The sequence below is a fragment of the Jeotgalibacillus malaysiensis genome, from assembly GCF_044789845.1.
Classification (GTDB): Bacteria; Bacillota; Bacilli; order Bacillales; family Jeotgalibacillaceae; genus Jeotgalibacillus; species Jeotgalibacillus malaysiensis_A.
Genome location: NZ_CP085252.1, coordinates 1,014,318 through 1,037,193 on the forward strand (window position 1 = coordinate 1,014,318; position 22,876 = coordinate 1,037,193).

General features: G+C 43.1%; 29 protein-coding genes and 1 riboswitch. Of the genes, 20 read left to right on the forward strand and 9 right to left on the reverse strand.

Annotated features, from left to right (window positions below; all coding sequences use genetic code 11):
* Nucleotides 1–12 precede the first annotated feature (12 nt).
* Nucleotides 13–118, forward strand: a riboswitch (TPP riboswitch).
* A 267-nt stretch (nucleotides 119–385) separates the two neighbouring features.
* From tenA to LG330_RS05750, 6 genes are all read left to right on the forward strand, one after another.
* Nucleotides 386–1,072, forward strand: a complete 687-nt coding sequence (gene tenA, locus LG330_RS05725) for a thiaminase II (protein ID WP_404408149.1) — start codon at nucleotides 386–388, stop codon at nucleotides 1,070–1,072.
* Nucleotides 1,065–1,829 (forward strand): hydroxyethylthiazole kinase, encoded by a 765-nt coding sequence (thiM, locus tag LG330_RS05730; protein WP_404408150.1) that lies wholly within the window; start codon nucleotides 1,065–1,067, stop codon nucleotides 1,827–1,829. Before tenA ends, thiM begins: the two co-directional genes overlap by 8 nt.
* Nucleotides 1,826–2,650, forward strand: coding sequence for a bifunctional hydroxymethylpyrimidine kinase/phosphomethylpyrimidine kinase (gene thiD, locus LG330_RS05735; RefSeq protein WP_404408152.1), 825 nt, complete (start codon nucleotides 1,826–1,828; stop codon nucleotides 2,648–2,650). The genes thiM and thiD overlap by 4 nt, the downstream gene beginning before the upstream one ends.
* Nucleotides 2,640–3,284 carry a thiamine phosphate synthase gene (gene thiE / locus LG330_RS05740; RefSeq protein WP_404408154.1) on the forward strand — a complete coding sequence of 215 codons (645 nt, stop codon included), beginning with the start codon at nucleotides 2,640–2,642 and terminating at the stop codon, nucleotides 3,282–3,284. Before thiD ends, thiE begins: the two co-directional genes overlap by 11 nt.
* A complete protein-coding gene (gene thiW, locus LG330_RS05745; protein WP_404408156.1) occupies nucleotides 3,281–3,766 on the forward strand; it encodes an energy coupling factor transporter S component ThiW in 486 nt (161 codons plus the stop codon). The genes thiE and thiW overlap by 4 nt, the downstream gene beginning before the upstream one ends.
* A 142-nt stretch (nucleotides 3,767–3,908) precedes the next feature.
* Nucleotides 3,909–5,363 carry a PAS domain-containing protein gene (locus tag LG330_RS05750; RefSeq protein ID WP_404408157.1) on the forward strand — a complete coding sequence of 485 codons (1,455 nt, stop codon included), beginning with the start codon at nucleotides 3,909–3,911 and terminating at the stop codon, nucleotides 5,361–5,363.
* Nucleotides 5,364–5,399: 36 nt separating this feature from the next.
* Here the strand turns inward: LG330_RS05750 and LG330_RS05755 are convergent, their stop codons facing one another.
* From LG330_RS05755 to LG330_RS05765, 3 genes are all read right to left on the reverse strand, one after another.
* Nucleotides 5,400–5,987, reverse strand: coding sequence for a Fic/DOC family protein (locus LG330_RS05755; RefSeq protein WP_404408158.1), 588 nt, complete (start codon nucleotides 5,985–5,987; stop codon nucleotides 5,400–5,402).
* Nucleotides 5,980–6,147, reverse strand: a complete 168-nt coding sequence (locus LG330_RS05760; RefSeq protein WP_404408160.1) for a Zn-dependent hydrolase — start codon at nucleotides 6,145–6,147, stop codon at nucleotides 5,980–5,982. The genes LG330_RS05755 and LG330_RS05760 overlap by 8 nt, the downstream gene beginning before the upstream one ends.
* Before the next feature lie 76 nt (nucleotides 6,148–6,223).
* Nucleotides 6,224–6,652, reverse strand: coding sequence for a hypothetical protein (locus tag LG330_RS05765; protein WP_404408161.1), 429 nt, complete (start codon nucleotides 6,650–6,652; stop codon nucleotides 6,224–6,226).
* A 174-nt stretch (nucleotides 6,653–6,826) separates the two neighbouring features.
* Here LG330_RS05765 and LG330_RS05770 point away from each other — a divergent pair, with 174 nt between their 5' ends.
* Together LG330_RS05770 and LG330_RS05775 are read left to right on the forward strand one after the other, a co-directional pair.
* The gene (locus tag LG330_RS05770) at nucleotides 6,827–8,128 is read left to right on the forward strand and encodes a M48 family metallopeptidase (RefSeq protein ID WP_404408163.1); all 1,302 of its coding nucleotides are present in this window, start codon (nucleotides 6,827–6,829) and stop codon (nucleotides 8,126–8,128) included.
* Nucleotides 8,129–8,251: 123 nt separating this feature from the next.
* Nucleotides 8,252–8,572 (forward strand): SCP2 sterol-binding domain-containing protein, encoded by a 321-nt coding sequence (locus LG330_RS05775; protein ID WP_404408165.1) that lies wholly within the window; start codon nucleotides 8,252–8,254, stop codon nucleotides 8,570–8,572.
* Nucleotides 8,573–8,653: 81 nt separating this feature from the next.
* On the opposite strand, the gene LG330_RS05780 is transcribed toward LG330_RS05775, so the two are convergent.
* Nucleotides 8,654–8,983 carry a YolD-like family protein gene (locus tag LG330_RS05780; RefSeq protein ID WP_404408167.1) on the reverse strand — a complete coding sequence of 110 codons (330 nt, stop codon included), beginning with the start codon at nucleotides 8,981–8,983 and terminating at the stop codon, nucleotides 8,654–8,656.
* Between the two features lie 312 nt (nucleotides 8,984–9,295).
* A complete protein-coding gene (locus LG330_RS05785) occupies nucleotides 9,296–9,856 on the reverse strand; it encodes an HAD-IA family hydrolase (protein ID WP_404408169.1) in 561 nt (186 codons plus the stop codon).
* Nucleotides 9,857–10,007: 151 nt separating this feature from the next.
* Here LG330_RS05785 and LG330_RS05790 point away from each other — a divergent pair, with 151 nt between their 5' ends.
* Nucleotides 10,008–10,613, forward strand: coding sequence for a hypothetical protein (locus LG330_RS05790; protein WP_404408170.1), 606 nt, complete (start codon nucleotides 10,008–10,010; stop codon nucleotides 10,611–10,613).
* Between the two features lie 29 nt (nucleotides 10,614–10,642).
* A complete protein-coding gene (locus tag LG330_RS05795; protein WP_404408172.1) occupies nucleotides 10,643–11,041 on the forward strand; it encodes a hypothetical protein in 399 nt (132 codons plus the stop codon).
* Between the two features lie 34 nt (nucleotides 11,042–11,075).
* Here the strand turns inward: LG330_RS05795 and LG330_RS05800 are convergent, their stop codons facing one another.
* Nucleotides 11,076–11,312: a DUF3953 domain-containing protein gene (locus LG330_RS05800; protein ID WP_404408174.1), complete on the reverse strand. Its 237-nt coding sequence runs from the start codon at nucleotides 11,310–11,312 to the stop codon at nucleotides 11,076–11,078.
* A 130-nt stretch (nucleotides 11,313–11,442) separates the two neighbouring features.
* Here LG330_RS05800 and LG330_RS05805 point away from each other — a divergent pair, with 130 nt between their 5' ends.
* Together LG330_RS05805 and LG330_RS05810 are read left to right on the forward strand one after the other, a co-directional pair.
* Nucleotides 11,443–11,634 carry a hypothetical protein gene (locus LG330_RS05805; RefSeq protein WP_404408176.1) on the forward strand — a complete coding sequence of 64 codons (192 nt, stop codon included), beginning with the start codon at nucleotides 11,443–11,445 and terminating at the stop codon, nucleotides 11,632–11,634.
* Nucleotides 11,635–11,653: 19 nt separating this feature from the next.
* Entirely contained in the window at nucleotides 11,654–12,592 is a 939-nt protein-coding gene (locus tag LG330_RS05810; RefSeq protein ID WP_404408177.1) for an arsenic resistance protein, read from the forward strand.
* Nucleotides 12,593–12,638: 46 nt separating this feature from the next.
* Here the strand turns inward: LG330_RS05810 and LG330_RS05815 are convergent, their stop codons facing one another.
* Nucleotides 12,639–13,892 carry a YeeE/YedE family protein gene (locus LG330_RS05815; RefSeq protein ID WP_404408179.1) on the reverse strand — a complete coding sequence of 418 codons (1,254 nt, stop codon included), beginning with the start codon at nucleotides 13,890–13,892 and terminating at the stop codon, nucleotides 12,639–12,641.
* 202 nt (nucleotides 13,893–14,094) lie between these two features.
* On the opposite strand from LG330_RS05815, the gene LG330_RS05820 reads away from it, so the two are divergent.
* Both LG330_RS05820 and LG330_RS05825 read left to right on the forward strand, forming a co-directional pair.
* On the forward strand, nucleotides 14,095–14,442 hold the full coding sequence (locus LG330_RS05820) for a PadR family transcriptional regulator (protein ID WP_404408180.1): 348 nt from the start codon (nucleotides 14,095–14,097) through the stop codon (nucleotides 14,440–14,442).
* The gene (locus LG330_RS05825) at nucleotides 14,435–15,202 is read left to right on the forward strand and encodes an HAAS domain-containing protein (protein ID WP_404408182.1); all 768 of its coding nucleotides are present in this window, start codon (nucleotides 14,435–14,437) and stop codon (nucleotides 15,200–15,202) included. The genes LG330_RS05820 and LG330_RS05825 overlap by 8 nt, the downstream gene beginning before the upstream one ends.
* Before the next feature lie 281 nt (nucleotides 15,203–15,483).
* Here the strand turns inward: LG330_RS05825 and LG330_RS05830 are convergent, their stop codons facing one another.
* On the reverse strand, nucleotides 15,484–16,326 hold the full coding sequence (locus tag LG330_RS05830) for an STAS domain-containing protein (protein WP_404408184.1): 843 nt from the start codon (nucleotides 16,324–16,326) through the stop codon (nucleotides 15,484–15,486).
* A 341-nt stretch (nucleotides 16,327–16,667) separates the two neighbouring features.
* A complete protein-coding gene (locus LG330_RS05835) occupies nucleotides 16,668–17,186 on the reverse strand; it encodes a DUF3231 family protein (protein ID WP_404408186.1) in 519 nt (172 codons plus the stop codon).
* Nucleotides 17,187–17,301: 115 nt separating this feature from the next.
* Between LG330_RS05835 and LG330_RS05840 the strand changes: the two genes are divergently transcribed.
* The 6 genes from LG330_RS05840 to nadE all read left to right on the forward strand — a co-directional run bounded on the left by LG330_RS05840 (nucleotide 17,302) and on the right by nadE (nucleotide 22,837).
* Complete coding sequence (locus LG330_RS05840; protein WP_404408187.1) at nucleotides 17,302–17,925, forward strand: flavodoxin family protein; 624 nt, start codon at nucleotides 17,302–17,304, stop codon at nucleotides 17,923–17,925.
* A gap of 118 nt (nucleotides 17,926–18,043) precedes the next feature.
* A complete protein-coding gene (locus LG330_RS05845) occupies nucleotides 18,044–18,661 on the forward strand; it encodes a protein kinase family protein (RefSeq protein ID WP_404408189.1) in 618 nt (205 codons plus the stop codon).
* Between the two features lie 143 nt (nucleotides 18,662–18,804).
* Nucleotides 18,805–19,824, forward strand: coding sequence for an STAS domain-containing protein (locus LG330_RS05850; protein WP_404408191.1), 1,020 nt, complete (start codon nucleotides 18,805–18,807; stop codon nucleotides 19,822–19,824).
* A 120-nt stretch (nucleotides 19,825–19,944) separates the two neighbouring features.
* Nucleotides 19,945–20,496 carry a cysteine hydrolase family protein gene (locus LG330_RS05855; RefSeq protein ID WP_404408193.1) on the forward strand — a complete coding sequence of 184 codons (552 nt, stop codon included), beginning with the start codon at nucleotides 19,945–19,947 and terminating at the stop codon, nucleotides 20,494–20,496.
* Nucleotides 20,497–20,516: 20 nt separating this feature from the next.
* Nucleotides 20,517–22,004 carry a nicotinate phosphoribosyltransferase gene (locus tag LG330_RS05860; protein WP_404408195.1) on the forward strand — a complete coding sequence of 496 codons (1,488 nt, stop codon included), beginning with the start codon at nucleotides 20,517–20,519 and terminating at the stop codon, nucleotides 22,002–22,004.
* Between the two features lie 5 nt (nucleotides 22,005–22,009).
* Nucleotides 22,010–22,837, forward strand: a complete 828-nt coding sequence (gene nadE / locus LG330_RS05865; protein WP_404408197.1) for an ammonia-dependent NAD(+) synthetase — start codon at nucleotides 22,010–22,012, stop codon at nucleotides 22,835–22,837.
* The last annotated feature ends 39 nt before the right edge of the window (nucleotides 22,838–22,876 follow it).

The following is a 22,876-nucleotide window of genomic DNA, read 5'->3' on the forward strand; positions in this document are numbered from 1 at the left end:
TTGAATAGAATGAACACCCACTGGGGGAGTCGGTTAAACCGGCTGAGACGGACTGTTGTCCGGACCCTTCGCACCTGATCTGGATCATACCAGCGTAGGAAAGTGGCCGTATATGCCATTCTTTTATATACGCCGCTTTCCAGAGAAATTGGAAAGCGGCGTTTTTTGTTTGTATTTGTAAAGGGGGCTGATGATTTCCGCTTCAGGGGGACTTCACGGCTGGGCGGTGAGCCAGCAGGCTGCACCGTGCTTTGTCTCACCTGTCCCTTCCTGCGAGCTGCCCCTTTCCGTTCCAATCATCAGTTGTATAGATTCAATGAATGACTTTAACAAAACTTGTTTAATCGGACTCTGGAAAAACTCATCTTATGAAGGAGGAAAAAACATGACATTTTGCAGTGAAGTAAGAGAAGAGTGTAACGAACTTTGGGAAGCAAGCTTTCTGCACCCATTTGTAAAAGGAATTGCTGAGGGGAGTCTGCCGCTTGATGTATTTAAGTTTTATGTGATGCAGGATGCGTATTATTTGACTCATTTTGCAAAGGTACAGGCGATTGGCGCTGTGAAAGCGAAGGATCTGAAGACGACAAAAAGCTTTGCACACCACTCAGAACAGACTTGTGCAGCAGAGCTTGCGCTGCATGAATCCTTTATGGAGCTGCTTGGGGTAACGGAAAAGGACTGGGAGAATTTTGAGCCGTCTCCAACCGCTTATGCATATGTGTCTCATATGTACCGTTCAGCTGAAGGGGATCTGGCTGATGTGCTTGCAGCGATCCTGCCGTGCTACTGGCTATACTATGAGATTGGTGAGCGCCTGAAAAATGAAAAACCGGATCATCCGATTTATCAGAAGTGGATCGAGACGTATGGGTCTGAATGGTTCGGTGAGCTTGTAGAAGAACAGATTAACAGAATGAATGACCTGGCAGATGGTCTTTCTGATGAAAGGATCAGAGAGTTGAAGACTCATTTTAGAAGAAGCAGCTATTACGAGTTGAACTTCTGGGAGCAGGCATGGACGATGGAGAGCTGGACAATAAAAACGAAGGAGCGTGTGACACATGATTAATCAATTGAGAGAAAACAAACCACTTATCCATTGCATAACAAATTATGTGGTCGCAAATTTTCAGGCGAACGGTCTGCTTGCACTTGGAGCGTCTCCTGTCATGGGGGATGAAGCCGGGGAAGTGGAGGAGCTGGCGTCTATTGCGGATGCACTTTCACTCAATATAGGCACACTTAATAAGCGATCAGTAGAAAGTATGATTCTTGCAGGTAAGTCAGCAAATAAAAAAGGGATTCCGGTCGTACTTGATCCTGTGGGTGCGGGTGCAACCTCTTATCGACTCTCAGTCATTGATCAGATCTTAAAAGAAGTGAAGGTGTCAGCAATCAGATGTAATGCAGGGGAGCTTGCTGCCATGATGCGTAAAGACTGGTCTGCAAAAGGTGTTGATGCAGGTGAAGGTGATGCTGATCTGACTTCACTCGCAATAAAAGCCGCTCAGACATACGATTTGATTGTAGCCGTTACAGGTCCAGTGGATATTGTGACAGACGGTGATATTGTGCATGAGATTCAGGCAGGACGTCAGGTCATGTCGTCTGTTACAGGAATGGGCTGCTTACTCTCAAGTGTGACAGCAGCGTTTTTGACCGTCGAGCAATCAGTCGAGGCTGTAGCGGAAGCTGTTCAATTTTATGGTGAAGCCGGTGAAAATGCGGCTGCTGTGTCATATAGCCCTGGAAGCTTTAAAACGGCTTTTATAGATGCGGTGTATTCAATGAATGAAAGCAAGTTTCAAAAAGGAGGGTCACGATGAAGCAGGTACTGACCATTGCAGGATCAGATTCAGGAGGCGGGGCAGGCATTCAGGCTGATATTAAAACATTTCAGGAGCTGAATGTGTTTGGCACATCGGTCATAACGGCTGTGACAGCTCAAAATACACTCGGTGTAACAGATGTTGCACCGGTTCCGGTTCGCAATATTGAAAAGCAGCTGCAGGCAGTCGGTGAGGATTTTGAGATTGCTGCACTGAAAACCGGAATGCTCTTTGACGCTGAGACTATTCAGACGGTAGCAAAATATATTAAGCACTACAAGTGGCAGCATTTGATTGTAGACCCGGTCATGATAGCCAAAGGGGGAGCAAGCCTGCTGCAGGAGGAGGCGAAGGAGTCACTGATTGTACACCTTCTTCCGCTTGCTACAGTTGTGACGCCTAATATTCCTGAAGCGGAAGCGTTGAGCGGGATCAGTATCTCCGATGAAAAGACAAGACGTGAAGCTGCTGAAAAAATACTTCAAAGTGGTGCGCAGGGCGTGCTTGTCAAAGGGGGACACAGTGAAGATCCGGACTTTACTGAAGACTTTTATCTTGATCAGCACGGCGGTTCATTAGTGCTGAGGTCGTCACGTATTCCGACGAAGCATACGCACGGCACCGGTTGTACGTTTTCAGCAGCCCTTACAGCAGAATTTGCTAAAGGACATTCCATTGAGGATGCTTTCCTGACAGCGAAACAATTCATTCAAAGTGCCATAGAGCATTCATTAAATATAGGGGCCGGTCATGGACCCACAAATCACAGTGCTTACCGTCAACACGCACAAAAGGAGCTGATCAGATATGTTCACTAATCCTTCAGTTTACTATATTCTCGGCACACCAAATGCAGGGCTGAGGGATCCGCTTGAGCTGCTTGAAGAGGCACTTAAAGGAGGCATCAGTCACTTTCAATTAAGGGAGAAGGGGCGGGAGGCACTCACTGGTCAGGCATTAAAGGATTTTGCCGTGAAATGCCAGTCGCTATGCAAAGATTATGATGTTCCTTTTATCATTAATGACGACGTTGAGCTCGCCCTTGAAATAGGTGCAGATGGTATTCATGTTGGACAGGAAGATGCTAAGGCATCAGCTGTAAGAGCCAGCGTAGGAGACAGGATGATACTCGGTGTTTCTGTTCATTCAGTTGAAGAGGCGGCTGAAGCCATACAAAATGGTGCTGACTATCTCGGTATGGGACCGGTCTTTGGAACGAAAAGTAAGTCAGATGCCAAGGCTCCTTCAGGTGTGACCAAAATTATTCAGGTGAGAGACCGGTTTCCTGAAACGCCAGTGATCGGAATTGGCGGTATTACAGCTGACAATGCAGGACCTGTCTGGGAAGCAGGGGCTGCAGGAGTCGCTGTCATTTCAGCCATTACAGAAGCCGTGAATATTCAGGAGGAAGTACGAAGAATCACAGCCTCTTATAAAGGAGGATTTTCATGAATACAAGAAAGCTAGTCATTATGGCGATGTTCGTTGCCATTGCAGTAGCAGGTTCAGCATTTGTGTCTTTCCCAGCCGGTGTTGCGAGAGCTTATCCGGTCCAGCACGCAATCAATGTCATTGCTGCAGTGGCATTTGGCCCGGGACCAGCTATCGTGATTGCTTTTATGACGGGACTCGTTCGCATTCTGACCGGTACAGGTTCCCTTCTTGCCTTTCCGGGAGGCATGATCGGGGCAGCGCTTGCCGGACTTTTTTATGCGTGGAGCGGCAGGGTCTGGATGGCTGCAGCTGGTGAAATAATTGGTACAGGTATTCTTGCATCACTTGTTGCAGTGCCATATGCAGCGATTCTGATGGGAACAGAAGCCGGCGCACTCTTTTTTATGCCGGCGTTTTTAGTGTCGAGTATTAGCGGGGCGACGATAGGATTAATTTTATCATCAAGGATGAAAAAAATTCCAAAATCTTTGAAAATATAAAAAGGTTTTTTTTCATATATGTTTCCCTTGCTATGACTGGATTTCCTGGTAATCTTCCATATTTATTAAAAAAAATTGGCATTTTACCCTTTTCAAACATACCCAATGATCGTATTATAATAGTAAAAAAAGGAACTAAATTATGCCATATTCAGACTCTCTAGCAATGCAAAATATTATTAATGCTGTTGATCATCACTTAGCCGTAGCTTTCATAGATTTCAGTGGCCGCTTTGAATATGTAAATGATAACTTTTGTAAAGCTACTCAGTATTCAGAGAAAGAATTGATCAACAATCATTATTCTATTGTTCTTCATGATTCTCATGATAACAAACAGTTGATTAACGCTATGAAACTGATCAGAGGAGGTCAGATCTGGCAGGGGGAGATGCTGAATAAAAAGAAGGATGGGTCACCATTGTGGGTAAACTCCACAATTGTGCCAATGCTTGATCGGGAAGGGAAACCTTTTCGTTACTTTACGTATAAGATTGATATTACAGAAAAGAAAGAGATGGAAGAAAAACTGAAAACAGTAGAACGAAAACTTAGGCTGTCTGTCAGTGAAACTAATTATCTTAAATATGTACTCGATCAATCGTCAATGGTTACGATGATTGACCGCGATAGAAATATTCTCTACGTAAACGACCGGTTTGCTGAATTAATGAAGCGAAAGCCACTTGATATCATTGGAAAAAAACTTGATGAGCTAAATGCCAGAGCTCATCCCGATTCTTTTTATGATGAAATGTGGGAAACAGTCTTTAAAGGAGAAGTCTGGTCAGGAGATGTTCAGACCAGAAATGTAGACGGTGAAGCCAGGTGGACCAGTACAAGTATTTTTCCAATGCTCAATGAAGCAGGTGAAGCCTACCGGTTTATTTTTGTGAGTCAGGATATTACGCAGATGAAGGAAGCTGAGCAGCTTGTGCTCCGTTCTGAAAAACTGTCTGTCTTAGGAGAGCTGGCTGCGGGGATTGCCCATGAAATCAGAAATCCGCTGACCTCATTAAAAGGATTTACCGCACTGCTTGAAGAAGGTGAAACGGCCACAGATAAAAAGGCATATATATCTGTATTAAAATCAGAAATTGACCGGATTGAATACACAGTAAATGAATTAATGATGCTTGCGAAGCCAAAGAAAACAGAAGTAAAACCTGTTGCCATTGAAGAACTTGTGCAAAGTGTCTGCGGGTTTCTTCAGCCGGAGCTTTCAATGAAAAATATAGAGTTAAGCTGCGATGGACAAAACCCGTCTGCTGAAGTCATGTGCGAGGAGAATCAGATCAAACAGGTCGTGATGAATGTCCTGAAAAATGCAATTGAAGCGATGAAGCAGGGGGGGCGTGTTCGTGTTTCATACCGTTATGAGGAAAAAAGAATGGCGATAATCATCAGGGATGATGGGGAAGGAATGAGTGAAGACCTTCTGAAGAAAATTGATACGCCTTTTTTCACCACAAAACAGACTGGAAACGGTCTTGGTATTCCGATGTGTCAAAATATCATGAAGCTTCATCATGGAGCGATGAATATATCAAGCACACCTGGAGCCGGAACAACAGTAGAGCTTGTATTACCGTATTAAAAAAACGTTCAGCTGATATAACATAGCTGAACGTTTTTATTTGTACTGATCAGTAAAGCTGATTGTTTGTCTGAATAATAACTCCAGGTCAGATGGATCTGTCACCGCACGGATCATAGCATCTATATATTCAGTCCGGTCGAGCTGGTCATACTGCCACTCAATTCCTTTTGAGCGGGCATATTCATGAAGGAACGAGCGGATTGTCCGGCCATTGCCTTCACGAAAAGGATGAAGCATATTCAGCTCAGACTTGAAATAAGCGAGTCTTTCAGCAACAATATCAAGCGTGCTCCACTCTGTTTCTTCAGCAAGCTCCCTGAAAATCTGTTCTGCATATGAGTCCAGAAACTGTGCCTGACAAAAACGCGTATTTCCTTTCATCAGCTGGACGGTACGAAACTTTCCCGCAAAAGGATAAATATCCTGAAAAAAATGACGATGCAGATCTTTAAAGCTTTGAATATCAAACGAAGAGACCTTGTATTGCTTTCTCACAAATTCAGCAGCACGTAGTGAAAAGGTCAGTGCTTCAGCTTCCATAAGTGATTCTTCATTTTTAACCCCAAGCAGATTGTACTTCAGCAGAAAATCATCATTTTCACTGCTGATATACTTATCCACGTGACAGGAGGTCCTTAATCACTGAAGGTGTAATCGGCTTATCTGCATTAATCGTCTCCAGTACTTTCTCCTGTAATCCTTCATTAAGAGACAGGTTTTCAAGATGCAGATTCTTCATGATCCTCTTAAACTCCGGTGATTCGATTTTGACATCTTTCATTCAGCGATTCCCCCACCTTTTATGAATTCCTATACGCTTATTATACCACGAAAAAGCCGTCAGATAAGCAAATTCATCAGCCAATCCGGCTTAAAATCCGGTTAATGATAATGAGTGAAATAAAGGTAGTGACAACTCCTGTCATCATACCCGTAACCTGGGCTGTATCAGCTGCGATGCCATTTGATAATAGGGCGTTTTCACTGAACTGGTAAACAAAAAAACCAAGCAAAACAGATATAATCAGGTTGGCAACGCTAAACCCGACCTTAAATGACAGCGGCCTGGAATCAAAGGCGCCCATTGTTTCTTTTAAATAAGCCTGCGCTTCATCGAGAGAGGTGTATTCCCCGACGATTTCCTCTTCACTGTAATGATGACTGTTTTGTGATTTTGAACTGAAGAAGACAAAATACTTGCCATCTTCTTTACGGATATCGTATTTATGAATGCCGACTACACCTTTTTTAGTCACTCGTTTTGTTCTTGTGCGTATATGTTCCATTATAGACCTCAAATCCTCCGTTTAATTTTCTATCTTATAATCGTATCACAAATATAAAAATCGATAATACTCACATATTTCTATGAAAATATTTTTCCATATTGTAATTTTAAAGATGATCGGCTAATATTTAGAAATGCTTTACAATTTCATACATATATAGGGGGAAGATCGTTGAAACAACAGAGAATTAAATCAGAATGGGAAACAGTTTATTTTATACTGTCAGCCATTTTCAGTGCGCTGGTCTATATTGCAGCAGCTGTTTCTATTATCGGAATCGGCATTGCGCTTGCTGTTCTTGCCGTTGTGCTTTTTACAAATGCATTAATGCTTGGCTCGATCCGGGGGAATGGCGTAAGAGTCAGTGAAAGACAATTTTCGGATGTCTACGAGCGTGCGGTTGTTTTGTCTAAGGAAATGGGGTTAAAGAAAGTGCCTGATTTCTTTGTCATTCAGTCAGAAGGTGCACTGAACGCTTTTGCCACAAGGTTTTTCGGACGCAATATGATTGTGCTTTACTCAGAAGTATTTGAACTCGCAAGACAGAATGGACAGGAAGAGCTGGACTTTATCATTGCGCATGAGCTCGCTCATATCAAACGCAATCACATATGGAAAAACATTCTCGTACTGCCTGCGCAGTTTGTGCCGTTTTTATCTCAGGCATATAGTCGCTCATGTGAATATACGTGTGACAGAGAGGCTGCGTATCAGATCGGGGATGCCGGTGCTGCAAAGCGTGCGCTGACTTTACTTGGTGTCGGGAAGGTGATGTACCGTGAAGTGGATGAGGATGCGTACCTTGAGCAGATTCATTCAGAGTCAAACGGGGCTGTATGGCTGAGCGAGGTGCTTTCAACACACCCGCTTTTACCGAAAAGAATTTTGTCAGTCGAACGCTTTATGAATCCTTCGACTACTTACAGATACACTCAGCAGCCAGGCAGAATCGTTCTTGGTGCAGGACTTCTGTTTGGTGGGCTTGCGGGTGCGTATGTGGCAGTCATTGTTTCAATGACATTAGCAGGCGTTGTATTCGCTTCGTTACTGCCGGATGATTTATTGGCAGCAGATGATCCGTTTTATGAAGAGTACGCTGAAATGGATATGGGCATGACGCCATTATTGGATGCTGCATCAATGGGTGAAACAGATGAAGTGGCTGCATTGATTGATGAAGGCGCTGAAATAGATGCAGCGGACAATGAAGGGACGACTGCTTTACTCTATGCAGCTTATAATATGGATCCTGAGATGATGAGATTGTTACTTGACGCCGGAGCAGATCCAAATGCAATGGATAATTATTCAACACCGCTGATGACGGCAGTCAGCTATGAGGACCGGGAGTCAGCAGCGTTATTGGTTGAATACGGAGCAGACCCAGACATGGAAGACCCGAACGGCGATACACCTGCTGAATATATCAGTGTATCAACAGGCCAGGACTTTGATACATGGCTTGAAGAGTAAGATGGAAGATGAGACAACTGCGTCTCATCTTTTTTTGATGAAATAATGATTTGCGTACCAGAATGAATCCCTTATGGTAAAATGAATGAGTATTCATTACATTCAGACAAAGGGGATATGAACATGTCAGAAGTGTGGTCAAGAATGACAACAGCAATGAACGCTAATCCGGAACCAATTCAGAATGAAAACGTACGCTATGAGTTTCAGCTGAAAGAAGGGGAAGCAAAGCAGCTGGTCTTAAAGCATGGGGAAGCATCGATTGAAGAAGCTGGAGCAGCTGAGCCGCATTGTACATTGAAGCTGAGTGAAAAAGACTTAGTGAAAATGATTGAAGGGGACCTGAGTGCGTCAGGTGCGTTTATGTTTGGAAAGTTAAAAGTTGATGGGAAAATGGGCTATGCCCTGAAGCTTGAATCATTATTGAGTGAGTATACGTTTTAACATTTCTTCAAAGCTTCAAAACGAGGAGGCTCACTGCTGTCCACCTGATGTGCAGCGAGCCCGATTCATTCAATTGCTCTGTCACACAACCTCAAGACCAATCACCTGATCGAAGGGGATGGTCTTTTTCATGTGGTCAGAGGTTGTCATCAGTAAATAGCGCTGCTGGTAATTAACTAATGTGATGATTCCGTTTACGCTGTCACGTCTGTTATGTTCAAAAATTTTCAGGTCAACCTTCTGACGGAATTCCAGTGCCTCCTGAATGCCGAGAAAGATCATGTCAAACATCTGTTCATCGAGTTCGGGTTTTGTTTCCTGTTCCATTTCTTCGTAAAAGTCCTTGAGCATTTTCACATGTTCAGGCAGCATCATCGAAGTCCACTTAATTGTGCCGCGATCTTTATTCATTTTGTTCACGCCCCTTTCCAACATTATAGGAACGTTTGTTCTGTTTTGTAAATAGGTAAGTGATGGATTTTAGAAATTTGATTGAAGTGAGGGGCTGAAAAATCGATATGTTTTCTTATGAATCGTTCCGCTGTGCTTCGGACGGACGCTTTCCGGACGGTTGTTGCTGAGCCTCCTCGCCTTCGGCTGTGGGGTCTCAGCTTCCAACTAATCGTCCCGGAGTCGCCGCCCTACGCTTCGCTGCACTAAGAGAGTATTCAATATGAATAATTAATAAAAGTTAATATCTTCATACCTCACAACTATATTCCACTAGAAAACCACTACTTTAAAAAAGTCTCTATAATCCTCCAGGTGAAAGTCGGCCGGTTTATCGTTTTGGAACAGGCAGGTATACATGCCGAGCTGTTTTGCCGGGATAATATCAAGTTCACGGTCGCCGACTGCAAGGTCGATGTGGTGCTGGTCATGCAGGTATTTATATGATGCAGGATCGGGCTTTCGTGGGAATCCGTGATCAGCTGTTACGATTTCGGAAAAGTACTTTGTGAAACCGTAATAATCAAGTACTTTATAGGCGCCTTCCTGATCTTTATGCGTCATAATCACGTTACAGTCAGCCTGCTTCAGTACTTCTTCAACGTGATCAAACGGCGGCATTTCCCCAGGGCTGATCGAGCTGATTAAGTCGTTATACTCCTCAATTTGTGATTCAGTCATTCGAAACGTTGTGATTGCATGAGATGCAGAGATTTTCAGCTCTTTATAACAGTCAGCCTCAGATACTTTCCCGCCCAACACATGGCTCATCCGCCTTGCATAAGCCGGATAGGTGTTAAATAGTGTGCCATCATAATCCCAGAGTATATTCATATGTAACTTCCTTTCTATTCATGAATGCTGTTTCACGTAAATATTATCACATTGTAGAAGGTGAATCTTTTTTCATAATTTTGTTTAAAATAAGAAGGACTTAAGTCTCTATTTGTCGAATCGATTATGATATGGAGGTGCATATCAATTTATGAAGGAACAAATTTACCTGTTGTTCATTGCCACAATATTTTTCCTGTCTGGATGTGCCCCGGAAGAAAGTGCAGTAGCTGATATTGAAATGAAAAGTAACGAAGAACTGTCTGTGATGACTGATTCATTTACCCAGGATGACTTTTACAATAAGCTGAGCCATGTGATGGAGGAGGCAGAGAATTTTGAGGCGGAAGGTGATCTTGAAAAGTGGATTATCAGAACGCTTTCTGAAGAAGCGCTGTACTATGCTGAAGATCTGACAGAAGATGAGATTATAGTGATTGCAAAAGAACGTTTAACTGAAGATCAGGTCTGGAAAGAAATTGCTGAAAAGAAATACGGCGTTACTGTAAGTGAGGAAGAGTTAAACCAGTATATTGATAATATCACGCAGTCATTTGAGTCGCCGCTCCAGCTGGCTTATGCAGATGTGCTTGGTCTGACGGTTGAGCAGTTGAACCATGGGTTTGATCTTGATGTATATGAAAAGAATCTGTTGTGGGAAAAGCTCAAGCCAAAGCTCGAAGAAGAGTATGGAACGAGCGACAGCAATAAGCTTGTTGAAAGATACAATGAGGAAGTAAGTGAAGGGAGCAGGTAAATATTTCTTATCTTTGGATTGATTTATTCATGAAAGCCGCAATGTTAGCCGTACTGCTGCTCCTTTTGTTTTTTATTTTCAGAAAGGATCACAAAAAACTGCTGATAGTCATCATGACATATTTTTCTGTGTTATCTATTGTATTTTTGATCGGCCTATATAAGATCAGCAGTGACTATCAGCTCTTTGATAGCCCTGTTGACGGAGGGTTTGCTGTGAAGTTCAACTGGGTTGCTACATTCGCTTATCTTTATATCATTCCCCTCATTATCCTGTTTTCAAATAAAGGATTTAAATGGGTAAACAACAGGTTTCAGCATACCGCCTTGCGGATCGCAATGAAAATGCTGCTGATCGCAGCCTTTATCGCTGGCGGATACATAGGAATGTTCGGATTTGTCCTGACCTATTACGGATTTGCGCCTTAAAAAACTGTCTCTGCGTTCATGCAAAGACAGTTTTTTAAAGACCTGTAATTGAGACATATCCTGCAACGAAAAACACAAAAATAGATACCACAATTGATACGGCGCCAAAAAAAGTTTTGTTGTCTTTTAATCGTTCGATGCCGGTAATTAACAGCAACAGTGCAAGCGGAAACATGTAAAACGGAACGACAGAACGGTCGCCTGTGAAAAAACTATAGGCTGCAATAATAATGACAATGCCGCTCAATACACTTGTGATCATTTTGCTCATTTCAAACACTCCCGTAAAAGATTCACTAACTGATCTACGTTTTCAAAGCCGTTCAGGTTTCGCTATTTTGAAACACTTCTGCTTTAAATCCGTATAGTTTAAAAACGAATGGAAAGACGGGGTGCTGATCATGAAAAAGTGGCGGGAGAAAAGAGCAGACAGATCGAGAAAACGCAAAGCAGAAGGGAAGTACAGCGTTTGGGATGTGGTGGCAGATATTCTGATCTGGGTTCCGGAGCTGATCATTCTTCCGTTTCGTCTGATATACTTGCTGTTCAAATTGTTTGGAAAAATGTTCAGGGACGGATTTGATTCGATTTAAATGTCAGGTGTGAGTAGTAATGGAATGGTTTGAGAGACCGTATACGTTTTTTATATTAGGTGCTGTAGTGATTGGACTGGTCTTCAGTCAACTTGACGGAGCGGGTTCGTTTGCAGAAGGGCTCATTCTGCCGCTGCTTGCTATTATGATTTATCTGACGTTTTTACAGATTCCCTTAAAGGATGTAAAGGCTTCGTTTGGAAATAAAACATTCAGCATAAGCGCTATATTCATCAATTTTGTATGGACGCCCTTTTTTGCCTGGCTGCTCGCGATCGTATTTTTTCCTGATCAGCCGGCGCTTGCAATCGGACTGATCATGCTGCTCGTTACGCCATGTACGGACTGGTACTTAATCTTTACAGGTGTAGCAAAGGGGAACACAGCCCTTTCAGCATCGATTCTGCCGCTTAATCTGATCCTGCAGATTATTCTGCTGCCGGTTTACTTATTAATATTTTTTGGAACTGGTGAAACAGTGGAAGCGGCCTACTTGGCTGAAGGTGTAATATGGGTATTATTCCTTCCACTCATGTTCGCAATATTGACGAAAAAATTATTAAAAGGCAAACGTCTGATTAAAGCGGATCTGCTGCAAAATCTTCCTGTTATGTTTCTGGTACTGGCTATCATGGCCATGTTTACAGCACAGGGGAGCATGCTTCTTGAAAATACAGGGGTGTTTCTGCAGATCCTTCCGCCGCTCGCCATCTTTTTTGCTGTAAACTTTTTTATCAGCCGTAAGACAGGACAGCTGTGCAGGCTGCCTGCAGCAGACAGGGTAAGTCTGACAATGACTACACTTGCAAGGAACTCACCGCTCGCACTTGCCATTGCAGTCGCTGCTTTTCCGAATGAACCGCTGATTGCACTGATCCTGGTGATTGGCCCGCTTATAGAATTGCCGGTGCTCGCGCTGACAGCTAAAGTACTCTTGAGAATAAACAGCAAAAAATGATATAAAAAAGCTCCCGGAGATTCAATGGCCTCCGGGAGCGTTACATTTAACATAATGAATCTTTTGGTTTCGGGTTTTTCAATCCGAAAAACGGTCTGATAAACAATGCAAGTCCTGTACCAAGCATCGCCATCACAGCCCATACCCAGCCGTGAAGACTGAAGGATGCAATACCGCCGAAGTATGCACCGATATTGCAGCCAAAAGCAAGTCTTGCTCCGTAACCCATTAGCAGTCCGCCAATGATTGAAGCGCCGGCAATACCAGGCTTAATTTTACCAGGCTTGAATGCGCCGGTAGCAGAAGCTGCGATAAATGCGCCAAGAATAATACCAAAGTTCATCACGCTTGTTGAATCTGCAAGAATCGGGTTTTGAAGCTGTTCTGCATTCGCCTGCCAGTATCCCCATGAAGCTACATCTACGCCAAAGAGCTCCAGAAATTTAGAACCCCATAATGCAAATGCTGATGTAATGCCCCACGGTGTACCTCTGACAGCCAGTGTTAAAGCATTCAGCAGTGCCAGAATAATAGCTGCAGCCAGTAGCGGCCATGATCCGCGGAAAATCTTTTTAAAGCCGGTTGTTGTCGGTAATGGTTTCATTGCGGGTGAATTTTTCTTTGTTGCAATAAACTTTAAACCGAAATAGATCGCTGCAAAAAGCGCCATCTGAACAGCCCATGCACCGAAGAATCCGAGATTAGTAGATTCAGCGAGTGAAAATGGCTCGGCTGCCCATGTTTCTTCCATCCAGTAATTAAAATGATAAGCACCAAGTACTGAACCTGCTATAAAGCTGAGCAGTGTCAGAATCATGGATGAAGATCCGCCGCCAACAGAGTACAGTGTACCTGAAGCACATCCGCTACCAAGCTGCATCCCGATCCCGAAAATAAATGCCCCCAATAAAACACTGACGCCAACTGGCGATACATAGCCTGTTGGGGCTGTTCCGGTAAAGCTGAATCCGGTACTTAAAATGAATGCGAACAAAGTGGATGCGACAGCAAGCATCACCATATGTGCCTGAATCCCCTGCGCATTCCCGACAGACATTAACCTTCTAAAAGCAGAAGTGAAGCCAAATCGTGCATATAATAACGTCAGTCCAAGTGCAATTCCAATTAGAAATAGCACGCCCTGAACAATATCAGTTGTATAAAGAATGACCGCAAAAAGTGCAAGAGCAGCGAGAATGCCAAGTAAAACAAAAGGCTTTTGCATCGGTGCAAGGTCTGTTACAACCGTTGTGCGGCCGCGTATCCATCCTTTTGGTGTGTCCTGAACCTGTTGTGTCATATTGAAAACCTCCAATTCCTATTTGTAAGATAGGGATTAATTTAGCACAGGTTGTATCAGGATGTAAATTTATAAGTTTTGAGGTCAGTCAGGGATATAATCCCTGGAAAAATATATTTCATAATACCTTGCATTACAAGTTACCTAAATGTATATTATTTATATACCTTGTAATACAAGATAATGAAATGGCGGGATGCTGATGTCACAAACACAAATGATGAAAGGGATCCTCGATGGCTGTCTGCTCGCCATCATCCGTGGAAAAGAAGTATACGGGTATGAAATGGCAGAGCGGCTGAGTGAATATGGATTTGGTGAAGTGAGTGAAGGAACGATTTATCCGCTCCTGATGAGAATGCAGCGTGAAGGGCTCGTTACTTCAGTGAAAAAAGCATCGACAGCCGGTCCGAAGAGGAAATACTATTCTCTCACTGAGAAGGGGCACATAGAACTCGAGGCGTTCCTTGAAAGGTGGAAAAGGTTAGAGAAGAGTGTAAATGAAGCAATCAGTCAGGAGACAAAAGAGGGGAGTGAAGGCAGTGCCTAACTTATCGAAGGAAAGCCGCAGATTTATTGATGATCTCAGACTTTATTTGTTTTCATCAGGTAAAAACAGTGAAGAGATCAATGAAATTGCTGAAGAGCTTGAGGTACATCTGGCAGAAGCAGAGAAAAACGGTAAGCCGATAGAACAGGTAGTAGGGGAATCACCGAAGGAATATATGGAGATGATCTCAGGTGAAATGAAATTCGATAAAAAAGCGTGGTTGAAATACATTCCACTCATTATTTTTGGTGCGATTTCATTTTCAGTCATCGGACAGTTAATGGAGAATATGAGACTCAGCTACAGCTATGCAATGATCGGTGGGAGTATTGTGGTCAGTATTCTTTTCATTCTGCTGATTTTCGGGGTTTTTAAATATACTACAAGCAGGCAGGTCTCAAGGGTTAAAGAATTCTTTTTTATCATGATACCGATCTTTGTGAATATGGTTTTGTTCATGGGTCTTGTATTTTGGGATATGTATACAGAAATGCCGGGAATTGAACTGGGTGTAACAGCAAGTATGTCAGTGGGTGTCATTTTACTTGCGATACTGATTTGGATTTCTGTGTGGGCGAAAACAGCAGTGCTGCCGGTTATGCTTGCTGCTGTCCATGTGCCGGAGCTGTTACTCAGAATGACTTCTCTTGGTCTGGAAGCGCGGCTGATTACCGGTCTGCTTATGACTTATGCGGTGATTGGTCTGTATTTCTTCTATACCGTTAAAAAGATGAAAAAGGCTGAGGCTGCTGCGGGTTGACCTTTGCCCGAACGGTGGTAGTGCAGGTGTGGTAATTGGCTCATGGCTGAGTATAATTGGTTCATCGACCGGGATAATTGATTCATCTGTCCGGTTATATGTATCATCGCTTTTTTGAGAACGCATAATTGATTCGCTGCTAAGCATAATTGAATCATGCCGGCACTTAATTGGTTCGCCACTTCATATAATTGAACGCCAAGGCCCGTGATCCGTTGCTCTATAGCCGCTCAGCAGCACAAAAAAGTTCTCATCCAACTTAAAAGAGGATGAGAACTTTTTTACTCTTTCTCCAGATGAAAACCAAGCTTCGTCAATGCACGCTCAAGGTTTGTTTCAACGTCAAACTTTGTAAAATCAATCTGTGACTGGTTTGCCTGCAGTGCTGTTTCAGGACGAATACCTGTCAGGATCGCATGCACGCCAAGCAGGTTCAAAAGATTCACGATTTTAAGAAGAGAACCTATGACAAGGTCATCTACTTCAATAATACCTGAGAGATCAATGATCAGATGCTCAAGTTCCAGCTCCTGACTTCTGCCCAGTGTCAGCTCGATGATTCTGCCGACCCTGATCTCATTGATGCTGCCGATTACAGGGAGAATCGCCACACCTTCTGTAATCGGAACAATAGGCACTGATAAATTATCTATCTGCTTTTGTGCACCATCAAGTTCAAGCACATAAGACAGAAGAGAACTCATCGTTTCAAGTAGCTCCATTTGCTCTTCATTCAGATCAAAAGGCTTTGTATCAAGGCCGCAGATCGTGCCATAATTTTTCCCGTCGGCAAAATAGATTGGAATGCCAACAAAGCTGCCGCTGCCAAGATTTTGTGTCACAGTAAGTTCTTTAGTCGTTTCATGCTGCGTAATATCAGGTATCCAAAGCAGCTGATTGCCATGATCCACACTGACTTTACAATATGTATCTTTAAATGGGAGCTGTTCACCAGTCTGAAGTAATTCTTCATCCTTGTTAACGACCTTTACAATTTCGTTGACCTGCTGATCGTTTTTTGCAATAAATAGCGTGTTAATATCCAGTAAACCAGCCATCATCTGCAAAATAGAATCTGCCGCTTCATCAAAATTTTTAAATGTAACTGTATTTATTTGATTCATATGTGAGTCCTTTCTATGTACAAAGTCTGGGGTCTAAAGTATTCAATTCCCTTAATTAAAGTAGCATAAACTGATTCAGAAAAAAGATTTTTGAAAAAGTTTTATTAAAGTTGTCTGTTGATTTCCACTTCAACGGGACGCTATCCGCGGACGAACGCTCAGGCCGAGCAGAAGATTACTGCTGTGAGGGGTCTTCCCCGATCTTTTTTTCCGAGGGAGTCGCCCCCCTTACGTTCCAATCACAAGCTGTGCTGAAACAGCAATTAATTTCAAAAAAGGTTAAAAAAATAAAACTGCCTCAACGAGCGGCTTATGCCGGTCATTTGAGGCAGTTTTGCTTGTTATCCCTGATGTGCCATCTCTTTTATCTGATAAAGAGGCGGCGGGATTAACCAGCCCTTTTCTTTGCTGAGACGCAGGGTTTTTGCGGCAAAAGCCACTTTTTCTGTGTGAAATTGTGCAAACATAAGTCCCACATCTTCACGGATACATTGGGCGATCATCTGACTGTCAGCAGTCATCGCTGTCCCTGTACTTGCCGCAATGGATGCGATAATTTCAGGGTCCTGAAAGCGTGCGCCGTCCGGGATCTGATCAATACTTGCTTTTGCCCGGGCAGGTGGCGATGGAGGTACCTGAATCTGATGCTCGATAAGCAGCTCCTCAAGCTGACGGGCATCACTCTGCCCCATTTTGATCGCTTCTTCAATCAGCTGTCTTAATTCACGGTCTCCGGCATGGTTTAAGAGAGTCTGATTAGCAGCAATCGCTGACTTTGCCTTTAACAGCGCAGACCATACCCCATAGATTTCCCCGTAGTGTAACGGTTCGTTTTTAGGTGCTCCACTTAAAATTCCCATGATGATCCCCCTTTGCAAAATTGACTGAATCAGTCAAAGGGTAGTATGCGCTTTAAAGGTTTAACTATTCAGTTTCGGGTAGGTAGTATAGGACAGTAAATTTTGGAGGGATACGATGGATCAGATTAAAGCACTTATTTTAAATGCGTCACTAAAAGCATCAGAGGAAGAATCAAATACCGGTTACATGGCAAAAGAGGTAGCGGAAATACTTAAGAATGAAGAAGCAGAAGTTGAGATCATCCGCCTGGCTGATTACAATATCGCTTTTGGTATTGATACTGACATGGGTGGAGATGATCAGTGGCCGGAGATTTATGAAAAAGTGAAGGAAGCGGACATCGTCATGATTGGAACGCCACTATGGATTGGCGAGAAGAGCAGTCTTGCAACGGTAGCAATGGAACGATTGTATGGCGGAAGCAGTGACACAAACGATAAAGGACAGGCGATTTATTATAATAAGGTTGGCGGTGTGCTGATCACAGGAAATGAAGACGGTGCAAAACAGGCAGCTGCTTCAGTACTGTACGGCTTGTCTCATATCGGTTTTACCGTGCCTCCGAATGTAGATGCCTATTGGGTCGGAGAAGCGGGACCGGGGCCATCGTATGTAGAAGCAGAAGGCTATAAGAGTGAGTTTACACAGTCTCATATTCAAATGCTCGCCTATAACACACTTCACCTTGCAAAGATTTTAAAGGAAAACCCGATTCCTGCAAAAGGGAATACAATGTAACAGATCATGGCTCCTATGGGGGCCTTTTTAAATGGATTAGGGTAAACTGCTTCTGCCTGCAGAGGTCTTGCTGTAAAATAAGAAGTCAGAGTAAAAGCAAAATGAGAGGGCTGATCTTGTGAATGATTACAGCGGATTAGCTGAAAGCGTCATATTTAACGGGGATTACTCGGTGTTACACGCTGCATCTGAGTGTTCACTGATCGGCGTTGGCAGAAGTGCAGCAGTATTTAAGATAAAGGGTCAAAATAAAGTGATGAAAGTATTCTTTCCCGGGCATGAGAAAACCGCTAAAGAAGAAGCGGAGATCTATCATCTGCTTGCAGGAAGTGAATTTTATCCGTCCGTTTATGATTCAGGTGATAACTACCTGGTAATCGATTATGTGGAAGGCAAAACTTTTTTTCAATGTCTGTCAGAAGGGATTGTCATTGAAAAGAAGCATATAGATGAAGTCGATGAAGCGCTTGGAGTAGCAAGAAATAGAGGGTTAAAGCCTTCTGATGTGCATCTGCGCAATATTATTTTAAAGCCTGATGGCCATGTTATGATGATTGATCTTGCGCGCTTCAGACAGGATAAAGTGTATGACAGGCAATGGGATGATCTGAAAAAAGCATGGAAATACTATCACAAATCCTATTTCCCGAAAAAAATACCTGCTGCAAGTTTAAATGGGGCTGCATTTTTATATAAAAATTTATGGGAAAAAGCAGTTAGCAGGCTGAGGGCCTGACAAATTCCCCAGAGATCTGATCTGTTGCCGAGAATGAAATTGAAACATTTCCTGCTGTAAAGTTAAGTAAGATTAGAGAAAAAACTTGAACTTTGTTAATATAAAAATCATAGGATTAAATACATAAAAGCAAAGGTGATCTCATGAAAAATAATCACAGCATTAATATTGACGGGCTTCAATTTGACTGGGATGTAGCGAAAGGAGAATTCCTTTTTGAACAGGAAGACGCTGTTTTATTCTGGATTACCAGTGCAATGAAGGAATTTTTCGACACAATTGAAGAAATCTCCGGGGAAGAAGCGTCTACACTTGTATTTGAAGCAGCAGGTTTCAGACAGGGAACTGTTGTAGGAAAATACTTTGAAGATTTGAAGCATGTAAATGTGGAAGAAGCTGCTGAGTTGATTACAACCACTTATGCATCCGCGGGCTGGGGCTATGCACATATTGAAAATCTGGATCTTGAGTCAAAGACGTTAAAGGTCAGACTAAAAGACAGCTGGGAATATAAAATCAATAAAGCACAGGGGAAAAAGCGGAGAGGGAATTTCCTGCCTGCTCATTACGCAGGTATTTTCAGTGTGTTCTTCGGACAAAATGTGTGGTTTAAGATAAAAGAAGATCAGATTGTCGGAGCGGAGACAACTGTGATTGAATATTTCCCTTCAGATATCACGATTACCCAAAACATTCATGCGCTTTCAAGAAAAAAAGAATCTCAGCAGATCTTGCAGCTTGAAGCAATGGTAGAGGATAAAACGAGAGACCTCAAAGAATTAATTAAACAGATCTCATCACCGATCATCCCGGTGCTTGATGGAGTCGTTGTTGTGCCGCTGCTTGGTAAGTATGATCAGGAGCGGGCAGAGGAGCTTGTTTATAACACATTAAGTAAGCTGCCTTCCTATCAGGCGAGCTATCTTGTTCTTGATCTGACAGCACTTGATGACAATATCGATCAGCTGACAACGAGCCTGCTTGAAAAGATCAGCGGGGCTGCAGGTCTGATTGGTACGGAAACCGTGCTTGTTGGACTGTCAGCAAAATTGAGTATCACCATTACAGAGTCGGGAATAAATATTTCTGATTTTCACTGCTTCCAGACGCTTCAGCACGGGATTTACTATGCGCTTAGCCAGCAGGGGAAACAAATTATCTGACGAAAAGCTTCAGCGGTTGCTGGAGCTTTTTGCGTAGGTGAGCATCATGTTAAGTGACTTGTGTCTTTACATTAGTAAAGTTAGAATGGAAGTATCTGTTCGATAAAGGAGACTAAGCTGATGACAAAACGTGCTTTGATTAACATTGATTATACGAATGATTTCGTTGCATCTGATGGTGCATTAACCTGTGGTGAGCCGGGCCAGGCGATTGAGAAGGAAGTGGTCCGCCTGACGAGTGAGTTTCATCAGAATGGGCATCTTGTTGTATTTGCCATTGATCTTCATGAGGAAGGTGATCCGTATCATCCTGAAACAAAGCTTTTTCCACCTCATAATTTACGTGGGACGGAAGGAAGAAATCTGTACGGGGAGCTTCAGAAGTTTTATGATATGATTCAAGATGATGAAAATGTGATATATATAGATAAAACACGTTACAGTGCTTTCGCCGGGACAAATCTCGAGCAGCTGCTGCGTGAACGGGGCATTACGGAAGTGCACCTCGTTGGTGTGTGTACAGATATTTGTGTATTGCATACAGCAGTGGATGCTTATAATAAGGGATTTCAAATTGTTGTGCATAAGAAAGCGGCAGCAAGTTTTAATCAGGCCGGTCATGAATGGGCGCTTGATCATTTCGTTTCGTCGCTTGGTGCGGAAGTAAAGTAGCGGTAAGGAGATAATCGTTTATGGATACATTAGGAAACTACACTGATGACAGTCTGATGCTGCATACAGACCTTTATCAGATCAACATGGCAAAAACATACTGGGAGGACGGCATGCACGAACGCACTGCCGTTTTTGATCTTTACTTCAGATCACTTCCGTTTGGCAATGGATATGCGGTTTTTGCAGGGCTTGAAAGAGCGCTCGATTACTTAACGAACTTTAAGTTTACGGAGTCAGATCTGACATATTTACAGAATGAAGCAGGCTATGAAGAAGATTTTATTGCATACCTCAGAGAACTCCGCTTCACAGGGACTGTAAGGTCAATGGTTGAAGGGGAACTTGTATTTGGCAATGAACCGATTATGCGTGTTGAAGCGCCGCTTGTGGAAGCTCAGTTAATTGAAACAGCGCTGCTTAACATTGTGAACTATCAAACACTCATTGCAACAAAAGCTTCGAGAATTAAACAGGTTGTCGGTGATGAAGTATTGATGGAATTCGGAACACGCCGTGCGCATGAACTGGATGCAGCCGTCTGGGGAACACGCGCTGCTTACCTCGGTGGATTTTCGGCTACCAGTAACGTCCGTGCCGGTAAAATGTTTGGATTACCGATTGCAGGAACACATTCCCATGCAATGATTCAGGCTTACCGCGATGAATATACAGCGTTCATGAAATATGCCGAAACACATAAAGATTGTGTGTTTCTTGTCGACACGTATAATACGCTTAAATCCGGCGTTCCTGCAGCGATTGCTGTAGCAAAGGAAATGGGTGACCGGATTAACTTCAAAGGTATCCGTCTCGACAGCGGTGATATTGCCTATTTATCAAAAGAAGCACGTAAAATGCTGGATGAAGCAGGATTTAAGGAGGCAAAGATTATTGCTTCCAATGATCTCGATGAATATACCATTCTCAACCTGAAAGCACAGGGGGCAGTCGTGGATATCTGGGGAATCGGCACAAAGCTGATCACAGCCTATGACCAGCCGGCGCTCGGCGGTGTTTATAAGCTGGTGTCGATTGAAAATGCAGACGGGGAAATGATCGATACAATCAAAATTTCAAGTAATGCTGAAAAAGTTACAACTCCCGGCATGAAACGGGTGTACCGTATTATTAACAGGGTAAATAATAAATCAGAAGGTGATTATATCACGCTTGAAGGAGAAGATCCGCAGGCTGAGGATCACTTGAAAATGTTTCATCCTGTGCATACGTTCGTGACGAAATTTGTGACGAACTTTGAAGCGCGTGACCTGCATCAGACAGTGATTGAAGGTGGACATATTCAGTATGAACTGCCATCACCTGAGCAGATCAAACAGTACCTTTCTGAGAACCTTGGACTGTTATGGGATGAATATAAGCGTTCAATGAATCCTGAAGAGTATCCGGTCGATCTCAGTCAGAAGTGCTGGGATAATAAGATGCGAAATATCCAGGAAGTAAAACAGGCAGTCAAAAATGCACAGTCAAATAATGTTATGAGGTGATTTTTATGGGAACATTACAGGACCAGATTGTAAAAGAAATGGGTGTAAATCCTGAGATACACCCGGAAGAAGAAATCCGCAGAAGCATTGACTTTCTTAAGGAATATGCAAAAAAACATACATTCCTGTCGTCGTTCGTCTTAGGAATCTCAGGGGGACAGGATTCTACACTTGCAGGAACGCTTGCCCAGAAGGCAGTGAATGAATTAAATGAAGAAGCAGGTGAAAAGAAATATTCATTTATTGCATTAAGACTTCCCTATGGTGAACAGGCAGACGAAGATGATGCAAAGGATGCTATTGCATTCATGAAGGCTGATGAAACGGTCATAATTAATATTAAGCCGGCTGTCGATGCGAGCGTGACAGCACTTAAAGAAGCAGGCGTGAAGCTGAGTGATTTTGTAAAGGGAAATGAAAAAGCCAGAGAGCGTATGAAAGCGCACTATGCTGTTGCTGCTATGCGTAACGGCGTCGTGATCGGAACAGACCACCCTGCAGAAGCTATTACAGGTTTCTACACAAAACACGGAGACGGTGGTGCGGATATTCTGCCACTATTCAGGCTGAATAAAAGACAGGGGAAACAGTTATTAAAACATCTCGGCGCCCCTGACCACTTGTACATGAAAGCTCCGACAGCAGATCTTGAAGACGATCGTCCACAAGTTTCGGATGAAGAAGCACTCGGTGTGACGTATGATGAAATTGATGATTACCTTGAAGGTAAAAAGGTAAGCGAGCAAGCACAAAAAACAATCGAAAATCATTATCTGAAGACGCAGCATAAGCGTCACCTGCCAATTACGGTATTTGATGATTTTTGGAAATAACGGTTAGTTTCAGCAAGGCTGGTCCATAATGGTAATAGC